This window comes from Acinetobacter sp. ANC 3813, assembly GCF_002135435.1.
GTDB lineage: Bacteria > Pseudomonadota > Gammaproteobacteria > Pseudomonadales > Moraxellaceae > Acinetobacter.
The window spans coordinates 225104-245779 of sequence record NZ_NEGK01000007.1 but is presented as its reverse complement, the minus strand read 5'-3'; the positions used below and the strand labels follow the sequence as shown (position 1 = coordinate 245779).

20 protein-coding genes and 2 pseudogenes are annotated in these 20676 nt (G+C 41.2%); 10 read left to right on the top strand and 12 right to left on the bottom strand.

The window, feature by feature from the left end; all coding sequences use genetic code 11:
* A partial coding sequence (locus B9T34_RS12420; RefSeq protein ID WP_086213435.1) for a hypothetical protein occupies nt 1-364 on the bottom strand: 364 nt, incomplete at its 3' end.
* Nucleotides 365-626: 262 nt separating this feature from the next.
* Entirely contained in the window at nt 627-1049 is a 423-nt protein-coding gene (locus B9T34_RS12415) for a glycine zipper domain-containing protein (protein WP_086213434.1), read from the bottom strand.
* Between the two features lie 451 nt (nt 1050-1500).
* Between B9T34_RS12415 and prfA the strand changes: the two genes are divergently transcribed.
* Together prfA and prmC are read left to right on the top strand one after the other, a co-directional pair.
* The gene (gene prfA / locus B9T34_RS12410) at nt 1501-2589 is read left to right on the top strand and encodes a peptide chain release factor 1 (protein ID WP_086213433.1); all 1089 of its coding nucleotides are present in this window, start codon (nt 1501-1503) and stop codon (nt 2587-2589) included.
* Nucleotides 2590-3408, top strand: coding sequence for a peptide chain release factor N(5)-glutamine methyltransferase (prmC, locus tag B9T34_RS12405; RefSeq protein WP_086213432.1), 819 nt, complete (start codon nt 2590-2592; stop codon nt 3406-3408).
* Nucleotides 3409-3559: 151 nt separating this feature from the next.
* Here the strand turns inward: prmC and B9T34_RS12400 are convergent, their stop codons facing one another.
* The 4 genes from B9T34_RS12400 to B9T34_RS12385 all read right to left on the bottom strand — a co-directional run bounded on the left by B9T34_RS12400 (nt 3560) and on the right by B9T34_RS12385 (nt 7324).
* On the bottom strand, nt 3560-4393 hold the full coding sequence (locus B9T34_RS12400; protein ID WP_086213431.1) for an ABC transporter permease: 834 nt from the start codon (nt 4391-4393) through the stop codon (nt 3560-3562).
* A 12-nt stretch (nt 4394-4405) separates the two neighbouring features.
* Complete coding sequence (locus B9T34_RS12395) at nt 4406-5365, bottom strand: aliphatic sulfonate ABC transporter substrate-binding protein (protein ID WP_086213430.1); 960 nt, start codon at nt 5363-5365, stop codon at nt 4406-4408.
* 334 nt (nt 5366-5699) lie between these two features.
* Nucleotides 5700-6053, bottom strand: coding sequence for a hypothetical protein (locus B9T34_RS12390; RefSeq protein WP_086213429.1), 354 nt, complete (start codon nt 6051-6053; stop codon nt 5700-5702).
* Between the two features lie 230 nt (nt 6054-6283).
* Nucleotides 6284-7324, bottom strand: a complete 1041-nt coding sequence (locus B9T34_RS12385; protein ID WP_086213428.1) for an AraC family transcriptional regulator — start codon at nt 7322-7324, stop codon at nt 6284-6286.
* Between the two features lie 135 nt (nt 7325-7459).
* Here B9T34_RS12385 and B9T34_RS12380 point away from each other — a divergent pair, with 135 nt between their 5' ends.
* The 3 genes from B9T34_RS12380 (at nt 7460) to B9T34_RS12370 (ending at nt 11548) form a co-directional block, all read left to right on the top strand.
* Nucleotides 7460-8230, top strand: a complete 771-nt coding sequence (locus B9T34_RS12380) for a 3-hydroxyacyl-CoA dehydrogenase (protein WP_086213427.1) — start codon at nt 7460-7462, stop codon at nt 8228-8230.
* A gap of 275 nt (nt 8231-8505) precedes the next feature.
* Nucleotides 8506-9642 carry an acyl-CoA dehydrogenase family protein gene (locus tag B9T34_RS12375; protein ID WP_086213426.1) on the top strand — a complete coding sequence of 379 codons (1137 nt, stop codon included), beginning with the start codon at nt 8506-8508 and terminating at the stop codon, nt 9640-9642.
* Between the two features lie 241 nt (nt 9643-9883).
* Entirely contained in the window at nt 9884-11548 is a 1665-nt protein-coding gene (locus B9T34_RS12370; RefSeq protein WP_086213425.1) for an AMP-binding protein, read from the top strand.
* A 126-nt stretch (nt 11549-11674) separates the two neighbouring features.
* Here the strand turns inward: B9T34_RS12370 and B9T34_RS19240 are convergent.
* The 6 genes and pseudogenes from B9T34_RS19240 to B9T34_RS12345 form a co-directional block, all read right to left on the bottom strand.
* Nucleotides 11675-11770 (bottom strand): annotated as a pseudogene (locus tag B9T34_RS19240) (IS5/IS1182 family transposase); the annotation flags it as partial.
* 326 nt (nt 11771-12096) lie between these two features.
* A complete protein-coding gene (locus tag B9T34_RS12365) occupies nt 12097-12399 on the bottom strand; it encodes a hypothetical protein (RefSeq protein ID WP_086213424.1) in 303 nt (100 codons plus the stop codon).
* A gap of 349 nt (nt 12400-12748) precedes the next feature.
* Nucleotides 12749-13159: a hypothetical protein gene (locus tag B9T34_RS12360; protein ID WP_086213423.1), complete on the bottom strand. Its 411-nt coding sequence runs from the start codon at nt 13157-13159 to the stop codon at nt 12749-12751.
* A gap of 31 nt (nt 13160-13190) precedes the next feature.
* Nucleotides 13191-13936 (bottom strand): annotated as a pseudogene (locus B9T34_RS12355) (hypothetical protein).
* Between the two features lie 6 nt (nt 13937-13942).
* A complete protein-coding gene (locus B9T34_RS12350) occupies nt 13943-14584 on the bottom strand; it encodes a hypothetical protein (RefSeq protein WP_086213422.1) in 642 nt (213 codons plus the stop codon).
* Nucleotides 14574-15362 (bottom strand): DUF6502 family protein, encoded by a 789-nt coding sequence (locus tag B9T34_RS12345; RefSeq protein ID WP_086213451.1) that lies wholly within the window; start codon nt 15360-15362, stop codon nt 14574-14576. Before B9T34_RS12345 ends, B9T34_RS12350 begins: the two co-directional genes overlap by 11 nt.
* A gap of 443 nt (nt 15363-15805) precedes the next feature.
* Between B9T34_RS12345 and B9T34_RS12340 the strand changes: the two genes are divergently transcribed.
* The 5 genes from B9T34_RS12340 to B9T34_RS12320 all read left to right on the top strand — a co-directional run bounded on the left by B9T34_RS12340 (nt 15806) and on the right by B9T34_RS12320 (nt 20529).
* Complete coding sequence (locus B9T34_RS12340) at nt 15806-17212, top strand: OmpP1/FadL family transporter (protein ID WP_086213421.1); 1407 nt, start codon at nt 15806-15808, stop codon at nt 17210-17212.
* Between the two features lie 317 nt (nt 17213-17529).
* Nucleotides 17530-18258 carry a HesA/MoeB/ThiF family protein gene (locus B9T34_RS12335; protein WP_086213450.1) on the top strand — a complete coding sequence of 243 codons (729 nt, stop codon included), beginning with the start codon at nt 17530-17532 and terminating at the stop codon, nt 18256-18258.
* A gap of 58 nt (nt 18259-18316) precedes the next feature.
* A complete protein-coding gene (locus B9T34_RS12330; protein ID WP_086213420.1) occupies nt 18317-19615 on the top strand; it encodes an ABC1 kinase family protein in 1299 nt (432 codons plus the stop codon).
* 142 nt (nt 19616-19757) lie between these two features.
* The gene (folB, locus tag B9T34_RS12325; RefSeq protein WP_086213419.1) at nt 19758-20141 is read left to right on the top strand and encodes a dihydroneopterin aldolase; all 384 of its coding nucleotides are present in this window, start codon (nt 19758-19760) and stop codon (nt 20139-20141) included.
* Nucleotides 20095-20529 carry a 2-amino-4-hydroxy-6-hydroxymethyldihydropteridine diphosphokinase gene (locus B9T34_RS12320; RefSeq protein WP_086213418.1) on the top strand — a complete coding sequence of 145 codons (435 nt, stop codon included), beginning with the start codon at nt 20095-20097 and terminating at the stop codon, nt 20527-20529. The genes folB and B9T34_RS12320 overlap by 47 nt, the downstream gene beginning before the upstream one ends.
* Nucleotides 20530-20676: the final 147 nt, after the last annotated feature.

The window sequence follows — 20676 nt, the reverse complement described above, 5'->3', positions numbered from 1 at the left end:
CGCTGACTTTTTTACCTAAAACCGCACCGCCTGCAGAACCTGCCGCTGCGCCAATATATCCGCCATTCGTGCCGCCCATATTTTTACCGACAGTATAGCCGCCAGCACCGCCTAGAGCTGCGCCAATGATCGCGCCATTACGGTCACGTTTATTGGCTGAAACTGCTGCGCCGGCACCGCCGCCAATTGCTGAACCAATTGTTGCGCCAGTTGTACCGCCCATTTGCTTGCCGACTGCTGCGCCAACTACACCGCCAAGCGCCGAAGCTAAAGCCGTATTTGTGGTATTGCCAGCATTCGCTGCAGTCATGGTGAATACAGAAGCAGTAATTACAGCACCTAAAATATATTTATTGATTTTCATTTTTGAACTCCTTAGAGCCTATCCATTTCGTCTTGATATCAATGTAAGCAAAAATGTAGAAAAGATCGTGAAGAGCATTATTGCTAAAATGAAGTCTTTGGTAATTACTGTGTAAATCATCTGCCAGATTTCTACATAATTATAATTTTCACTCAATATGTATTGTTAGAGCTGTGCATTTGATTCGTCTTAGGCAGTTTGAAAAGACAATCGTTTCGACATAAAAAAAGCACCCGAAGGTGCTATTTTTGACGCCATAAACTTAGTGACGGCGTTTCTTTTTATAGTGTTTTTTGTTATAGCTCGTGCTGGCTTTGTCTTTAGAAATTTTATTGCCTAAAGCTGCGCCGCCCGCTGCACCAAGTGCTGAACCAACATAGCCGCCGTTTGTGCCGCCCATGCTTTTACCAACGGTATAGCCCGCACCGCCGCCGATTGCGCCACCAATAGCAGACTCAGTGCGGTTGCGTCGGTCACTTGCTACTGCTGCACCGCCAGCGCCGCCTAAAGCTGCACCAATGGTCGCGCCAGTTGTGCCGCCCATGTTTTTACCAATTGCTGTACCAGCTACACTGCCTAGAGCACTTGCTGCAGCTACGCGAGTTGTACTGTCAGCATGAGCGCTTACAGTAAACATTGAAGTTGCTGCCAAAGCAGTACTTAATAAAATAGCATTCAGTTTCATGCTTTACTCCATGTCCATACTTGTGGACTGTGTCATTTCTACGATGGGGTCAATGTAACAAGATGATTCTTTGAAAGTGTGGAGAGTCTTCATTGAATTGCTGTGCTTTAGTTTCCACATTGTTTCGCTTTGTAACCATTGTGAAAAAACTGATTTAAAAATAATCAAATTCACAAAATTGTGAATGAATGTAGCAGAAAATAGCCTTTTAGCCGTTTTAAAACATTGGCGCATTTTTTTGATTATTGCGACGAAAAGTGAAATGAAACTTAATTTTTGCAATGTTTCACTGCAATCGCAGGATGCAATTATTGCAGTTTGATCCAGTTTGGCTATACAGCATCAATAAAGATGTCATTTAAATCAGAGAATCGTTAAACTAAGCGCAATTTTTAGAATGATCTGTTCGGGTGGATGCCACTGAACAGGCTGTATTGAGATATTTTGAACAATGAAAGAATCGCTGCGTTTGCGGTTAGATCAGTTATCTGACCGTCACGAAGAATTAAATGCCTTGCTCGCAGATCTTGAAGTAATTTCGGACAATAAGCGTTTCCGTCAGCTGTCGCGCGAACACAGTGATTTAAGTGAAATCACTGCAGTGTGGGGTAAATATACGCAAGCGGAAAAAGATATTGAAACCGCTGAAGCCATGCTGTCAGATCCTGATTTTAAAGAAATGGCGCAAGAAGAAATTCAAGAAAATAAAGCTTTAATTAATAGCCTTGAAGCTGATTTGAACATTCTGATGATTCCAAAAGATCCAAATGATGCAAACTCTGCATATTTGGAAATCCGTGCTGGAACCGGCGGTGATGAAGCGGCAATTTTCTCAGGCGATTTATTCCGCATGTACAGCAAATATGCCGAATCACAAGGCTGGCGTCTGGAAATTCTGTCTGAAAATGACGGCGAACATGGCGGCTATAAAGAAGTCATCTGCCTGATAAACGGCGACGGCGTCTATGGACGCTTGAAATTTGAAAGCGGCGCGCACCGTGTACAGCGCGTACCTGCAACAGAATCACAAGGACGCGTGCATACTTCTGCCTGTACGGTTGCGATTCTGCCTGAAATTGATGTCGATACGACTGTCGAAATTAATCCTTCGGAACTGCGTATTGATACATACCGTGCATCAGGCGCGGGCGGTCAGCACATTAACAAAACAGATTCTGCAGTTCGTATTACCCACCTTCCAACGGGTACAGTTGTGGAATGTCAGGATGAGCGTTCACAGCATAAGAACAAAGCCAAGGCTATGGCGCTGTTGGTTTCACGTCTTGAAAATGCGAAACGTGCCGCTGCCGATGCGGCGACTTCAGAAATGCGCCGAGATTTGGTGGGTTCGGGCGACCGCTCAGAACGTATCCGTACTTATAACTATCCGCAAGGCCGTATGACTGATCATCGTATTAATTTAACTTTATATAAATTAGATGCAGTGATGGAAGGCGATTTGACTGAGTTACTGGATAGCTTGCACCGTGAATATCAAGCTGATCAGTTAGCGCTTCTTGCACAGCAAAATGGTGGCTAAATGAATATTGCACAGGCTTTGGCTTTACGCGGTGAACCTGAAAGCTATGAGCGTCAGGAAAATGCATGGCTGCTCGAACATATCACCAAAATTGATTCTTTTGATTTGGTGATGAAAAAAGAGCAGGAATTGACTGCTGAACAGGAGCAGCAATTTAAGGATGGCTTAGCGCGCATCGCTGCGGGTGAACCTTTGGCTTATGTGACGGGTTCGCAGCCCTTTTGGACTTTGGATTTAAAAGTCACCAAAGATACTTTGGTGCCGCGTCCAGATACAGAAGTGCTGGTTGAAACTGTTTTGCATTTGGATGTGCCTGATGATGCACGTATTGTCGATTTAGGGACGGGCACTGGGGCCGTCGCGCTGTCTATTGCCAGTGAACGTGCTGAATGGACCGTTGTTGCTACAGATATTTATGAGCCGACATTAGAAGTTGCGCAGTTCAACGCTGAAAAGCATGATCTGAATGATGTGCAGTTTGCCTGCGGGTCGTGGTTTAAGCCTTTGGGGCGCGCTTTTTTTGATGTGATTGTATCGAACCCGCCTTATATTGATGCCAATGATGCACATATGCCAGATTTGGCAACTGAGCCAAAGCGTGCTTTGGTTGCTGATAAGCAAGGTTTGGCGGATTTGGAACATATCATTCAGCAAGGCAAAAAACACTTAACTGTAAATGGCTGGGTGGTGCTTGAGCATGGCTATGACCAAGGCGATGCTGTACGTCATATCTTTACCCAAGCTGGCTATAAGCAAGTACGCACCGTAAAAGATTATGGCGGCAATGACCGCGTAACCTTAGGGCAATGGCCGCATTAATCTTCTTGATGACTTTGTCATGGTTTGAAGTTTGCTTCATGACATTGAGCTGCAGGCAAAAGAAAAGCGCAGTGAATGCGCTTTTCTTTTGCCTGCAGCTTTATAAAGCCTGCTATTAATACACTACGCTATAAAATAGCTTTTCTAGCCGTTACTTCTTAATGACATCCCGCCATCTCAGCAGCCAACTTTCTAAAGCTTTCATGATGCTGTCGGTAATTTTACCCAGTACAGCCAGCAAAATAATGGCAATGATGACGATATCCGGTCGGGAGGTTTCACGGCCATCACTCAGCAAATAACCAATGCCTTGCGTGGCGGCGATCAGTTCAGCGGCAATCATAAACATCCAAGACAGGCTGAGGCCATTTCTAAGTCCAGTTAAAATACCTGCAGAAGCTGCGGGCAAGATAATCTGCTGGACTTGCTGCCAATATTTCAATCGATAGACTTTTGCCACTTCAAGCAGTTTGCGGTCTACACCATGAATCGCGGCTACAGCATTGGTATAGACCGGAAAGAATGCGCCAATGGCGATTAAAGTGATTTTTGAGCCTTCATCAATCCCCAGCCAAAGCAGCAGCAGGGGAATCCAAGCTAGGCTAGGAATAGATTTAATCGCAGAAAAACTGGGTTCTAAAAATTCCTCAGCCTGTTTATTCAAGCCCACCAGCACAGCAAAAAATAGCGCTAGCGCACTGCCGATGAAAAAGCCTAAGAATACGCGCCAAGTACTGGCCCAGATGTGCTGAGTTAAATCACCAGCAGCCAACTCTGTTAAACTTTGCCATAGGCTGCTGGGTGCAGGGAGCAAGTAAGGCTCAATAAATCCTGCACGTACAAGATATTCACAGAGCAAGATCAGCAGTACAGGCAGCGTCAGCCCTTTAATCAGGCTTTTAATCTTTGCTCCAGCTTTGTGCTGCGTTTGCTGCTGTGCAAGCTGCGCTTGAATTTTCGCTGTGATAGCAGTATCAGTCGTCATGTTGGCTTAGCCTTAAGGTTTAAGCGCTTGCTGAGCAAGTTTAGCATCAAAGAGCTGAGAAACGACTTGATTCACATTGGTGCCTCTGCGGACTAAGTCTTCCTCGGTCAAAATTGAACCAGCTTTTTGCAAAGCAGCGATTTGTTTGGCATTAGGCACATTTTGATCAAAGTTAGTTCGTTTGATTTGCAGCTGCGCAACATTCAGCGGCAACTTGGCTTCTTGAGCAACCAAAGCGGCTAACTTGTCTGGATTGGCCTTGGCCCATTTGCGTGCCTGTTCATAGGCTTTGATCACGGCAGTTACAGCTTCAGGGCTTTGCGCTGCAAATTGATCTTTAACACTCAGTACGCTGTAACTGTTGAAGTTGATGTTGCGGTAAATTTGTTTTGCGCCAGACTGTAATTGTGCAGAAGCCATTAATGGGTCAAGACCTGCCCATGCATCGACTTGTCCACGCTCCAAGGCTGTTTTGCCGTCTGGATGCTGTAAATGTACCAGTTGTACATCACGCTTGCCTAAACCTACTGTTTCTAAGGCTTGTAAGGTAAATAAATAGGGATCTGTGCCCTTGGTAGCAGCAATTTTTTTGCCTTTTAAATCTTTAAGACTTTTGATCGCAGAATTTTTGCTGACCAGTAAAGCGGTCCATTCGGGCTGGCTTTGAATATATACGGTTTTAATCGGGCTGCCATTGGCTTTGCTGAGTACTGCGGCTAAACCCGCGGTTGATGCAAAGTCGGTACTGCCGCTATTGAGATATTCCAGTGAGCGGTTAGAACCTTGGCTGAACACCCATTTAATTTGTGTCTTCGGTAAGGCTTTTTCCAATAATTTTTGCTCTTTCACCACCAGGCTCGTAGGGGCATAGTAGGCATAATCGAGTTTGATTTCTGCAGCAATGGCTGCCGCAGCATTCCCTGTAATCAATGCAGAAAAGAGTAGTATGGAAATTTTAGTGGATGATTTCATTTAAGTAAGCCCCAGCATCAATATTAAAAATAATGCGCAATTAATACTTGGAGTGGGCTGATGCTGCAAAAGAGAAAAAATGATAATGAAATATGAAAATGGGCAATAAGTAATTTAAAATGTTAAGTAATTGTTATTAAATATTTTTAATTTTTAGTGGAGGACTGAAGCGCCTTTATATGAATAATAACAAACAGCATTAATATTAAAGATATAGGCAGGATTAAACAGAAATGGCGGTGAATTAATTAAAGCGGTTTAAGCAGTTCTAGAAATAAATAAAGCGGTTCATTGACCGCTTTATTTATAAGTATAACTATTCAGTGCGAAGAGATTACATTGGGTAGTCTTGCAGGCAGTCTGCGATTTCTACACGGTTCAATGCATCTGTTTCTACCGCTAAGCAGTAAGCAACAATTTTAGCCGTTTCAGGCAATAAACTTTCTGCTTTTAAATCAGCGCCAGCTTGAATATTTTGCAATGCTTCAGCAGAAATATCTAAGTGCTGAGCAATGTCTGCAGCTTGTGCGTTCAAGAAGAAAACTGACACAATATTGGCTAAATCAATATCAGACATATCACGCAAGTCTTGATGGAACTGCGCCTCAGAGTGTTCAGCTGCGCTGAATAGAGAATTAGAGAAGTTTTGTACTAAACTTTGTTCAAGTACATCAATCATCTTAAGCATGGGAGGGCCTTTCAGGTGATTAAACAGGAGTGGATTACATCAAAAAAATGTAAAAGCAAAAGCGCTTTGAATTGATTGAAAAATAACCTAATAAGACCAAAGAAGCAATGCACTAAAGATGAATGATCAGTCGCGTTTTATCATTTTTGTAAGCTTCTGAAAAGCATTGATTATTTATAAAAATTAAATAATGTGGATAAGCTGAGACTTGAAAAATATTGGACGGGCTTTTATTTATCGTTGCTGTTTTGACGATATGCGCCAGGGCTGACCCCAGTCCATTTCTTAAAAGCGCGATGAAAAGCGCTGACATCATGAAAATTGAGTTTTTCGCTAATATCTTGCAGTGTGTATGCACTGCCTTCGAGTAAATCAATCGCTAGGTCACGGCGGATGTCATTTTTTAATTGCTGAAAATTGACACCTTCCTGTTTTAATCGCCGCTGCATGGTGGCTTCAGACATGCCAAATTGTTGTGATAAATCTGGCAGTTCAGCCCAGCTAGCTGTAGGTGTTTGAATTAAGTGCTTACGGATTTGATGACTCAGGGCATTGGGGTTTTTAAAACGTACCAAAAGGTTATAAGGCGTGTGCTGGATAAATTGATGCCATGACTTTTTATCTTGCTTAATAGCAATGTCTAAATAGCTGGCATCAATTTGAATATAATTTTCTTCAGCCTGATACTGAATATCATCGCAAAACCTTACTTTATAATCATTGTCATCTTCAGGTGCATCGCATTTGAGCTGTATGCGGTTGAGCACTACACGTTGACCGCATAACCAGCACATCATGCCATGAATCAGCATTAAATAGGTTGCGTAGCTGAACATGCGTTTGGGTGCAGCTTTATCTTGAATAATGATGTAAGCGTAATGTTCTTCTACAAAATATTTGCTTTGGAAATCATCTAAGAGCAAATTCAGAAACTGCAAAATTTGGCCGAGTGCTTGGCCAGCATGTTCTGCCTGCAGCACAGATTTAGATAAAAATGTGTAGCTGCCTCTGCGCATGGCATGGCTGTCCATGCCGAAAAACTCATCATTCATGGCATCAGCCAGCACAATCCATAACTGCGCGTACTGGGAAACAGAGACACGGGTTTTATCAGACTGCATCAGTTCAGGTGCAATGCCAGCCTGCATGAGCAGGTGATCCAAGTCAAAACCTTGCAAGCGGGCATGATGCAGCGCTTCTTTGACTAAGCTGATGGAAATGGTGCCTTTAAAAGCATCCTGAAAGCGGTCACCGTTCAATGTGTAATCCATGAATGATTGCAGTCATTTTATATTGTTCAAATACATCACACAGGATGCAGCATTTGGAAATTGTACTCAAATTATTCTATGTTTACTCTGTGTCTTAAGTCGAATTTCAAAAATACATGTTTAGGAAAAAATAAAATGAAGATTCAAGGGAAAGTGTTTGTAATTACTGGCGGCGCATCAGGGCTAGGCGCTGCAACAGCAACCTATCTGGTTGGCCAAGGCGCTAAAGTCATTATGGCGGATATGAATCAGAGCATGGGTGAGGAACTGCAGCACCGTTTAGGTGAACATGCAGAATTTCAGCTTTTGGATGTGACCAATGAAGCGGCTGCGGAAGCTTTTTTTCAGCACATTGAAAATAAATATGGTCAGCTGAATGGCTTGGTCAATTGCGCGGGTATTGCCCCTTCGGCGAAAGTGCTGGGCCGTGACGGTTTGCACGATTTAGCCATGTTTCAAAAAGTGCTGAATATTAATGTGTCTGGCACATTCAATATGATCCGTTATGCAGCGCGATTAATAGCGAAGTATGAACTGAAAGCGGGCGAAGAAGAGCGCGGTGTGATTGTGAATACGGCATCTGTTGCTGCCTATGATGGTCAAATTGGTCAGGCGGCATATTCTGCGTCGAAGGGCGCAGTGGTTGCAATGACTTTGCCGCTGGCGCGTGAGATGGCGCGTGAGGCAATACGTGTAATGACGATTGCACCGGGCATTATGGAGACGCCAATGCTGAAAGGCCTGCCGCAAAATGTGCAGGATGCTTTGGGGCAGATGGTGCCGTTTCCTCCGCGTTTGGCGAAGCCTGAAGAGTTTGCGCATTTGGTGGGGCATATTTTTGAGAATGGTTATTTGAATGGTGAGGTGATTCGTTTGGACGGAGCGATTCGAATGCAGCCTAAATAGGAAATAAAGGAACAGAAGGTTGAGAGTGGAGTCTTTTTGTTATTGATTCAAAATATGACATAACCTTCGGTTTTGCCTACTTTTCATAAGGGAAAAGTAGGCAAAACCATCGCCATTCGCAAAACCTGTTTAATGTGCATTATCATGCTTTTAGCTCGCAGATACATTTATTTTTAGATGCTCTGTAGGTTGCGGATGGATGAGTCACCATGCAGATAATTTTAATATTTCCCATAAAGTTTAGATTGTAAAAATAGCAATGAGAGGGATGCTCAATGATTTTAAATGAAGCGCAGAAAATGGTTCAGGATATGCTGCGGGATTATTCACAGACAAAGTTGAAACCGACCGCGGCGGAGCGGGATAAAACAGCGCGTTTTCCTGCGCAGGAGCTAAAAGAGCTGGGTGCATTGGGTGCTTTAGGTATGACTATTTCAGAAGAATGGGGCGGTGCAGGCATGGATTATGTCTCGCTGGTTTTGGCTTTGGAGGAGATTGCCGCAGGGGATGGTGCTATTTCGACTATTGTCAGCGTGCAGAATTCATTGCCTTGCGGGATTACCCAGCGTTACGGTACAGAACAGCAAAAACAGCAATACTTGACCAAATTGGCAACAGGCGAAATGCTGGGCTGTTTTTGCCTAACTGAACCGCAGGCTGGCTCAGATGCCAGTGCCTTAGAATGCCAAGCAGTACGTGATGGTGATGAATGGGTCATTAATGGTACAAAGCAGTTTATTACTTCTGGTAAATATGCTGATGTGGCTTTGGTTTTTGCAGTGACCGATAAATCTGCGGGTAAAAAAGGCATTTCCTGCTTTTTAGTTCCGACTAGAACTTCTGGCTATATTGTTTCGCGTATTGAAGACAAAATGGGGCAGCATTGTTCAGATACGGCAACGATTATTTTTGATAACTGCCGCATTCCTGCGGATCATTTACTGGGTAAAGAAGGTGATGGCTACAAGATTGCATTGTCTAATTTAGAGTCTGGCCGGATTGGCATTGCCGCACAATGTGTCGGCATGGCGCGCGCAGCCTTAGATGCGGCTGTCGAATATGCCAATGAGCGTAAAGCTTTTGGTGTAGAAATTGTGCAGCATCAGGCTGTGGCATTTCGTCTTGCAGATATGGCAACCAAAATTGAAGCTGCACGCCAACTGATTTTCCATGCGGCGACTTTAAAAGATGCTGGGCTGCCATGTTTAAAAGAGGCTTCTATGGCGAAGCTTTTTGCCTCTGAAATGGCGGAAAAAGTCTGTTCTGATGCCATTCAAATTCATGGCGGTTATGGCTATGTTTCGGATTTTCCAGTCGAGCGAATTTACCGTGATGTCCGCGTCAGCCAAATCTATGAAGGCGCATCTGACATTCAGCGTTTAGTGATTGCCCGCGAAGTGGCTAAAGGCTGATTAATCAGACTTTAGTCGATGCCCAAAGCCTGCAAAATATTTGACGGTTATGGAAATTGCAGGCGGCATCAGAACATGTTTTTCTAATCTTATATTTCAAAAAGCACAGATTGATCGTGCGGATATTTGTACGGGATGTACAGCTGCAGCTGCTATAAGCAGATGGAGAAAAATAATATGACAATGAATGAGCCAAGCGCAGATGCCGCGCCATTCAGCCTTTAGGACGAGAGGTTGCAAAATGAAAACATTAGAACAGGCGTATCAGGATTTTAATTATGAGCAGCAGATTGCGGAGCAGCTCATCGGTTCAGCCACACAAATCAATGCATATACGGAATGCTGTGGACGCTACCTTGGAAAGAATAAGACCGCCTTAATTTGGGAAGGCAAAAACGGTGAATCTTCTGTATGGAGTTTTGTTCAGCTGGATGAAGCTTCCGGCAAGCTGGCCAATTATTTAAAAAGCTTGGGCCTGAAAAAAGGCGACTGTATTGCAGGACTGTTGCCGCGTACACCTGAGCTGCTGATTACAGTCTTGGCTGCATGGCGTATAGGTGCTGTATATCAGCCCTTATTTACCGCATTTGAATCTAAAGCCATTGAGCACCGTGTAGAAACTGCTCAGACACAATTGATTTTGACCAATGCAGAACAGCGCCTTAAATTGAACAGTGTTAAAGTGCCGCACATTTTGATTGTTCAGGCAGGCCAGCAGTCACAGCATTTGTCCTCATCTCAAACAAAAGAAGCAGACTTTTGGACAGCGCTGCAGCAGCAGTCGTCCAGTTGTGATCCTGTGCAGCTGAGTTTTGATGATCATTTCTTAATGATGTTTACCTCAGGCACGACGGGTCTGGCGAAGTCTGTACCCGTGCCATTAAAAGCGGTGTTGGCCTTTAAGGGCTATATGACCCATGCAGTTGATTTGCGTGCAGAAGACTCTTTCTGGAATTTAGCCGATCCGGGCTGGGCTTACGGGTTGTATTACGGCATTACTGGGCCATTGAGTTTAGGTCATAGCATTATTATGGATGAGCGTGCCTTTAGCGTAGATAACGCGCTGCAGATTATTCAGAAATACAAAGTCAGCAATCTAACAGGTTCGCCTACTGCATTTCGCATGTTCTTTGGCTTTAAAGAAAAATTTGATCCTTCAATTAAAGAACATTTGCGGGTGGTCAGCAGTGCAGGCGAGCCTTTAACGCCGGAAGTCATTCACTGGTTCAATCATGACCTGAATGTGAATATTTATGATCAGTATGGACAAACTGAATTAGGGATGGTCATTGCCAATCATCATGCACTGGATCATCACAAAAAAGTCGGTTCTGCAGGCTATGCTATTCCAGGCCATCGTTTTGCAGTTTTAAATAAAGAACATCATGAAGTAGAGCCGGGCGGCATTGGAACATTGGCCATTGATTGTTCGCAGTCACCGCTGTTTTGGTTTACGGGCTATGGCGGCAATAACCGTAAATCTTTTGCGGGGAATTATTATTTGACGGGCGATACAGTACGCTTAAATGAACAAAACGGCATAGATTTTATTGGACGTGCAGACGATGTCATTACAACGTCAGGCTATCGTGTAGGGCCTTTTGACGTTGAAAGCACATTATTGGAATGCAAAGAGGTTCTAGAGTCTGCAGTGGTTGGTAAGCCTGACCCTGAGCGTACTGAAGTTGTGAAAGCCTTTGTGGTGCTCAAAGCCCAGTATTCTGCTACAGAGGCGTTAATGCATCAGCTGCAGGAATATGTGCGTTCACGCTTGTCTAAGCATGCTTATCCAAAAGAAATTGAATTTGTTGCAAGTTTGCCAAAAACCTCCAGCGGTAAAATTCAGCGTAATTTGCTGAAGCAGCAAGAGATTGCGAAGGCGGAAAATCTGCATAAAGTGGGTTAAACCTTACATTATATAGGGTCAAAAAAGGCTGTCATAGGACAGCCTTTTTATATGAAATATTGTCAGCAGATGTTTTTGAATGAAAAGCGCTAATTTTTAACGCATATAGTAGACCTCTTTCATAAGTCATTTATTACTCAATTCCATGTTGTAAATTCCAGCAATTAAATTGAATCTTAAACCGATTCTTTTTCCTCACTTTCGATAACGTTCCGAAAGTATTTGGAGATTTCTTAGATGGTCAAATACATGCTCAATACCTATTCTTATGTAATTGATCAACCAATACATAAATAATTGATCATGGTATGCCTGTATAGCGCTTAAATTGGGTTTCAGAAAGCTTCTTTTAATCAGAGTATTTTATCCATAGATTATGCATGAATATTTAAGATTCTTCGGACTAAATAAACAACAAAGGTAGGGCGTTTTTTGATTTATGAAAGAGATCTACTAACACCTGTCAAAAGCATCTCAGATAAATTCTGAGATGCAGGTTTAATTTCTTTAGACATTAATTACACCCTCTTATAAAATAAATGCTTAATTCAATCGTAAATTTTTATATAAAGTATATGATATGCAGTTTTTAAATTATTAGAATCACTCTTATCAACAGGAATTAAAATACAAAATCTATCACCTTTTTTTATATTTTCAATATTCAAACCATTCATATTAAATTTTCTTTCAATTGGCAAGGTTAAATCACCATATCCATCAATATTAAATGTTAACAACTCTATATTTGTAGCTCTCTGACTTGGTTTTGGATAGTGATACTTAAATACACCACAGACATTCTTTTCTATATACTCAATTTTTTTTACATAAAAAGAAGAAATAAACAAAAAACAATGAAATTAAAATCACAAAGATCCTAATATTTTCACTTCCTTTATAAAATTCTTTTTTTTTGTTTATAAAATAAAAGAACATAATAAAGAAAAATCCAGAAAATGACACAAACAACTTGAAAATCATATTTTCCCCAATTTAATGAATTAAATAATTTTTTTATAAAATAAATTCTTTGCTCTAACCTTTTCTACCTCGCAAAGGCTTTGTTGCACAAACCTAGTATCTCTGAAGCCTTTATGCAACAAAGCCAATCACTACTAACATTAGCTACAATTTCAAAGAGTTTAGAAATAGTTTTTGGTGTATTTAATTGTAATTGTGCTTGATCAACTGTTAAACTCATTGCTCACCCCCTAATGTTAGTTTTCCACCTCGCTGATTATCTTTCTCTAACTCCATAAATGCATCAATCAGATTGCCCTTAAAATCCTGACTAAGGTTTTTTATTTCTTTATAATCGACACTATTAATGCTTTCTAAAACCCCACCATAATAAACACTTCGTATTAACAAATTAAATATCTGTCTATTGTAATAATAATAATATCTAATCAATGTTTGAGGAACACCAGAACCTGCTATTAAAAAATCTCCTGTCACTTTATCCACAACCCAGCCAGGACTATATACTTTATCAAGAGCACTAGATCTTCTCCTTAATAAATTAATATGATTATCTTCGAACTTCTCAAATGTAGATGTGATCATATCAATCGCTTTATCTGTCATCGGTTCTTTTTGAAATGCCATTTTATTTCCTCTTTCTTATATCTAAAAAATGTTACTGTTTTGATTTTATTAATTTACTTGGTTTGACTTTTTCCACTTCACTAAACAAGCTAAAAGTCTGATTCACATAACTCACCACACCTGAAATCTGTTCCATATACTGCATAAGCTCTGGTGTCTTTTCAGCTTGAACCAACTTCACTGTCCGTGATGGATCAAAACCATCGAATTGACAATAAAACAATGGCTCATCCCGTTTTAAAATCAAGTCTTTAGAAGTGTCATGCCATTCAAAAGCCCACATTAAAGGTCTCGGCCAAATATGAGCTGGGAAACGACCACCAAAAATCGTCTCTGGTAAAGGATGTTTACGATAATGCCCAAAAGCATCTCACTGAATGATGTAAACCACTTCATCTGCAATAAAACAATAGGGGAGTCTCAGCTGTAGAATTGGAACACTAGGCGCTCGCCATTCATTCTCATTTACCAATATCAGCAATTTACGAAGCTTATTTCCAAGCATCAACCAATGCATTCACTAGTGTAGGTTTGCCTGTTTGATTGCGTTCAAAACGCAAATGAAAATCAAATGGGCAATTAATTACAAAATAACGGCTTTCCAATTGCAGTACCGCGGGGATGAGTGGCAGATTTTGTATGTTTGGTTTGCGATTGTGAAAGCATTCGATAAGGTGGTTCAAAAAGGATAGAAGCCTTATCATCTGTTAGGAACCAACCTACTTGGATTGGTCCCTCCCCAATAGTATTTTGATCATCTTCAGTGCCTAAGCCTATTCAGAATCACGGTTTGTTGTAAATATAAAAGGGGCTAGCCAGCTCTTTACATCCCGTTAAGTCTGTATCTTGCGGGGTGAATTCAACACGAGGATGATGTACTAAAGCCCCAGCTATTGTATTGACATAGGTATATTCTAAACCTGAATTAATTATGGTTTGTCCAGGACTTAGGGTGACTGTTGTTACATCGCAGCGTTGATCATTTAAAGTCAGGTTAGGCACAAGATTTTTGCTGTCCGTACTATTGCGTTCTTCGTCTACGAATGCAATGTCATTGCAGGATCGAATCACTATTTTTGTTTGATTTGAAATATTTTGCCACACCACTTGCGCTTTTATTTGGCTTGCGAAAGGTATTTTCTTAGTCAGGTCAATTGTTTGATTTTCCTCTATAAGTTCATGACTAATTGGGTGAATAAACCGTAAAGTCCGCTTTACGCCATTGCATACATCACTCACAGGCTGTGATAACCAAAGTTTATAATTTTGATTAAATGGAGCGCCAAACTCTACATTTTCAAACTCATTGCTTGGCTTTCCATTGCCAGAACCGCCTTTTGAAACCCCGACATTGAAATCTTCATCACATCCTTGCAATAAGAAAGCGAAAAGGCTGTAAATCATTATTTTATTACTATTTATCATTCTGATAAATCCCTAAGCAGAAAGTTTGATTGGCCTCAGATTTTCCCTTATCTAAGGTGCAGCGTTTTGATGCAAGCTCCAGTAATTCCTGAGAATATTGCTCCCATAAGTCAACTGCCTTTTGTTGAAGTATTTGTACAGATTCCGATGTTAGCTCTTCCGCACGAATGGCTTCTTCAAGCTGTGAAGTCTGGTTTTCATTAAATAAGTTATGCATGCCTGCCATAAGGTGGCTATATACATTTTGGCTCAGCAGCTGTCGGATTTCCTGCTGCTGCTGACTAGGGTAATAGCCATTTTTTTGTAAAATAACACAATCATTTTCTACTAAAACAAGGCCTAAGCGAATCAATTCATTCAAGACTGATTTGGAATGCACATCTAAAGAAACTGTTTTCACTAAGGCATCAAATGACTGCGGATGATTTTTGTTCATTGAGAGGCATTGCGGCCAAGCATCTGCAAGCCATGCGCCAATGACGCGGGAAGAAACACTTAAGGCTTCGGGCTGAATGCCAGAGTGTGTAATGTCAGTATTTTTTAGAGCAGAGACATCTTTTCGATGTAATCCAGATAATAAACTGATTGCAGACACAGTAGATTTTTGATCAATTCGATCTAATTCGTCAAGCGCTTGAAGATAAAATAAGGGTTTCAATGCTGCCGTAAAATCATTGTAACCTACGCCCGAACGGATAAGCCATTGGGTTAATGGATGCATGGTGAGCAAGATTTGCTCTAAATTAAATGTTGCATCTTCTGTCGGCAGATTACTCATATTTTTAAAATCTTTTTGCAATGCTGAAACCAAAACTTAGGGTAATTTACCTTTTTATTTGATGTGTTTCAATTTTTAACTTATTCAGCGGGCAGAGAAGCTGAGCAAGGCCGAGTATTTAAGACCGAGCTCATAAAATTTCGCTGTATAGCCGGTGAAAAACTGGAAAAAATTTTGATGGGCTGTATCTATTTCATATAAACAATTCACACAATTTTAGGGTTTAGTGTGCTTAATTTTTTAAAATTAATAAAATTTAACTAATTGTTTTTTATATTAATAAATTTTTAATCCAAATTTTTGTTAAATTTTTTTGATGAGAATCTGATTTTATACTTTGCTTTTACATTTTTATTGTGTAAATTTACCGAAAAATAAATGGGAATTTTTCCCATATTTAATGCAAATGATTTGTGTTGATGAGAAAAAGTAAAGGAATAGAAATGAAATTAAAAACCTTAACAAATGCTATTTTGCTGAGCACGCTGTGTACGCAAGGGGTATATGCAGCTGGAATGGATCGTTCAGGACAATCCATTTCAGCATTTTTACAGCCAAATAATTACTTTGAGGCGGGTATATCTGTATTAGATGCAGATGTTTCAGGCAAGATGAGAAATGGCTGGAATATGCCATCCAATGATCGATTAAATGCAGGTGCAGACTTAGCCAATACAAATATTTCTGATATGGCTGAAAGTTTCCATTTTGTAAATTTTGCTTTGAAATATCAGGCAAATGAACATATTTCTTTAGGTCTGATCTACGATCAGCCCTTTGGTGCAAAAGCAAGCTATTCAGCAAATGATCCAAAACATACTGTAGTACCAACACTGCCACTTTATGATGGGGACAAAGTCGTAAAAGCAGGTGCATTTCATCATATGGATGAGGGGACTAATGTAGAGGTTTCTACACAAAGTCTATCTTTAATTATGGGCTATCAACCGAACGAGCACTGGAATATTTATGCGGGTCCTGTCTACCAAACTGTAAAAGGTGATGTCAGTTTGCGCGGTACCGTTTATGGACCTTTTGGTGGAGTTATGTGTTCAGATAAGGTCATTACGACCTTGTGTAGCGATTTTAAAGATAAAGAAACTGGAATGCATATGAAGGGTTATGATGCCTCTATTCCTGAAGAAAGTGAGTTTGGTTTTTTAGCTGGTGTGGCTTTTCAAATTCCAGAAATTGCGCTAAAGGCATCACTTACTTATCGCTCGGAAATTGATTATAAAGTAAATGTGGAAGAAAGAATGCCGCAGGCCAATAGTATTTTAATTGCTTCAGCGGTTAAAGAACTGGGTAAGGATTATACCTTTACTTCGGGTTCGACTAATATTACTACCCCTCAATCTATTAACCTAGATTTTCAATCAGGCATTATGGCGAATACTATAGCATTTGCAAATATTCGTTGGGTGGACTGGTCTAAATTTGCGATCCGTCCGCACAAATTTGGTCAATTGGCAGCGGGATTAACTCAAGCAGTTGCAGGTACGACTCGTGGATTTGACTTAATTGCATATGAGAAAGACCAATTCTCTGTGAACTTTGGTGTTGCAAGAAAATTAAACGAACAATGGGCTTTATCTGTGTTGGGCGGCTGGGATTCAGGTGTAGGTGAGTTAACTTCAACTTTAGGGCCAACAGATGGCTACTGGAGTGCAGGTTTGGGTGCTCAATTCAGCCCAACGCCAGCCACATTTATTCAGGCTGGTGCACGTTATTTTTGGTTAGGCGATGCTAAAGCTCAATCTGCAAGCTGGTTCGGTACAGAAAGATATGATGCTGAGTTTAAAGATAATAATGCGATTGGCTATAGTGTGAAAATGGGCTACCGTTTTTAAGCCAGTAAAATATCGCATCTTGTGAAGAAATTTGACTTCACAAGATGCCCACCATCTTTCCTTGGGCCCAAGTTTGTTTTTTCGGGCTTTTTTTTATTTAAACAAAGCAAAACTGAGTATAAATAACCGAGTAAATATAAGATTCCGAAGTTGAAAAATATATGCATAATGCTGAGCTATTAAACCTCATCCTGAGTATTATTGTTCAAATAAAACTTAAATAGCATATGAATGGATGATCTATACCATCCGTGTCAGTAAAGGAATGTGTTTTGATTGATGCTTTAGAATTTGATTTACAGCTTAGCGATGCCGAAATGCACCTGTACAGCCGCCAAATTTTATTAGATGGCTGGGATTTAGATGCACAGGAAAAGCTCAAACTTTCTAATGTTCTGATTGTTGGCTGCGGCGGTATTGGCTGTTCAGCAGCAGAACTATTAGCGCGTGCAGGTGTTGGGCAAATCACACTCATTGATGCAGATACTATTGAAATCAGCAATTTGCAGCGCCAAATGGCATTTACTGAAGCAGATCTAGGGTTTTATAAGGCAGAAGTGCTGGCTAAGCGATTAAAAAGTATAAATCCGCATATTCAAGTGAAAAGCATCGTCGCAAAATTAGATGTGTCTAATGCAGCGGAACTCATTGCGCCGCAAGATGTTGTGCTGGATGGCTGTGATAATTTTGCAACCCGTTATACCGTCAATGCGCAATGCAAGCAGCTGAATGTGCCATTAATTAGTGCTTCTGCGATTGGTTTCCAAGGTCAGCTGTTTATGGTCGAAGGTGATTCAGCCTGCTATGAATGCTTATTTCCGAAAGAACAGCAGGCGAATGAAGACCTGCGCTGTGCAGATTCGGGCGTATTGGCGACAACCCCGAATGTAATGGCGAGTTTACAGGCGCATCATGCCTTGCTGTATTTAGGCCTGAATGTTTCGCCTTTAAAGCAAAAATTGCTGCTCTGGGATGGCTTGAGCATGAAACAGCGCATTTTAGGCTTTGCACAAGATGAAAATTGTCCAATCTGTCAGGCAAGATAGTCCTGCAAAGGATTGAAATTTTGCTACACTCACTACAAATTAATTTTCCTCAGACATTATGAAAAACAATATTTGGCTTGATGGATTCCGTTCGGTTGCCCGTATGGGTGAAACTGCAGTCGTCGCCGCGAAAGCCGGCATTAAATATGCGACAGAAAAACCGAGCAATGCAAAACTCATGCGCGAGACCTTTGAGTCTCTCGGTTCGACTTATATTAAGCTGGGCCAGTTTATTGCCAGTACACCATCTTTATTCCCGCGCGAATATGTAGAAGAATTTCAAGGCTGTTTGGATCAAACGCCATCTTTGCCTTTTAGCTATGTGCAGCAGGTGCTGGCTTCAGAATTTGCTGGGCGCGACTTGTCACAAATATTTGCTTCCATTGATGAAACACCTCTAGCATCCGCCTCTATTGCGCAAGTGCATGCGGCGAAGCTGGTAACAGGTGAGAACGTTGTATTAAAAGTGCAGAAGCCGGGCGTAGAAACGATCCTTTATACAGACTTAAATGTCTTGCACTGGGCAGCCAAAATTTTAGAAAAAGCCGTACCTAAGGTGAAGTTTGCTTCTTTAGCGGACATTGTTGAAGAAATTAAAACCCGCATGGTGCGTGAAGTCGATTTTATTGAAGAAGCGCAAAATATTGATGATTTTGTCAATTATTTAAACGTGACGCAAAACAAAACCGCAGCAGCTCCAAAAGTTTATCATCAGTTTTCTACGCGCCGTGTTCTAACCATGGAGCGCTTTTATGGCGTGCCATTAACTGATTTTGAAGTGGTCAAAAAAGTCGCTAAAGATCCATCTCAGGTCTTGGTGACTGCTATGAATACGTGGTTTGGCAGTTTGATGATGTGTGAAAGCTTCCATGCAGACTTGCATGCAGGCAATCTGATGCTGCTGGAAGATAGCCGTATTGGTTTTATCGATTTTGGTATTGTCGGACAGTTAAAGCCGGAAGTATGGACAGCATGTATTGCCTTTATGGATGCGCTGCAAAATACCAATTACGCTTTAATGGCTGAAAACATGCTGAAAATGGGCATGACGGATAAGAAAATTGACACCAAAGTATTGGCTGATGATTTAGAACGTCTGTTCAGTGGTGTACTCCTTGCAGATCCGCAAGAGTTGCTGACTTCAAATCCAGCAGATCTGAATGACATCATGATGGATATGGTCGGAGTAGGCGAACGCCACGGTATCCGATTCCCGCGTGACTTTGCGCTGCTGTTTAAGCAAATGCTGTATTTTGACCGTTTTATGCGTATCCTTGCGCCGTATACAGATATTTATGCAGATCAGCGTTTGCAGATGGTTCAGACTATGGACCCTAATTTGCTGTTAAAGCATTAATTAAATAGTTATCTAGCATTTTAGTTTTGTTATAAATTGTCCTCAATCCCCCTGTAATAAAGGGGGACTTTTGTGTTAAGCGTTGCTAAAACTCAGAAGATTTTATTATTGGGGGGATTAAGCACTGTGTTAAAGGTTGAATATGGACGCAATTATTATTGAAGGCTTAAAAGTTGATACGGTGGTGGGCTGTTTCAATTGGGAACGGCAAATCATTCAGCCTTTAATGCTGGATTTAACCATCCGAACCAGTCTTGAGCAGGCTTCAAACTCCGATGAACTGGAAGATACCCTGAATTATGCAGAAATTTGCGAAATTTCAGCCAAAGTTATTCAGGACGCACAGCCCAAATTGATCGAACATGCGGCAAAACTGGTACTTAACGCACTTTTTACTACCTTTCCTGCGGTGGAATCTATTATGATTAGCATCCGTAAGCCTGCCATTATCCCGCAAGCAAATTCTGTAGGAATTCGTCTTGAACGTCACCGAAACGATTTATGCTCTAGCGCTAGCGAGCAATAGCCAGCCCAAAGAGCATTTTCAAAGTGCAATTACGCAAATTTCTCAGCTCGGTGAATTTAAGTTCTCCAAAATTTATTTGATTCCATGCCGTGATGGTATCGGAGCTGATTATTGGAATGCGGCTTGCTTGGTGCGAAGCCATTTAAATCCTGATGAAATGATGGAATATTTAAAGCAAATGGAAGCTGCTTCAGGCCGGATTCGTCCATCGCATAATATTGCGCTGGATGTGGACCTCATTGCTTGCGGTATCAGCCTAGAGCAGATGCAGTTCAATACGAAAAAATTGCCTTTGGCTTTAGATGTGAAAATTCCAATGCTGGATATATGGCAAGACGCTGCCTTTGAGCATGGATGTCATCATTTTCCTGTTGTGAGCTGCGACTGATCTTATAATTTATGCAATAATGTCGCTTATCTAATTGATATCATTTGATTTATAGGGTTGATGAATCAAAAAATCTATCAAAATCAAAACACCGTCATTTTATGGTGTTTACTTTATAAATAGGCAGTACTAATCACCATTCTTTAC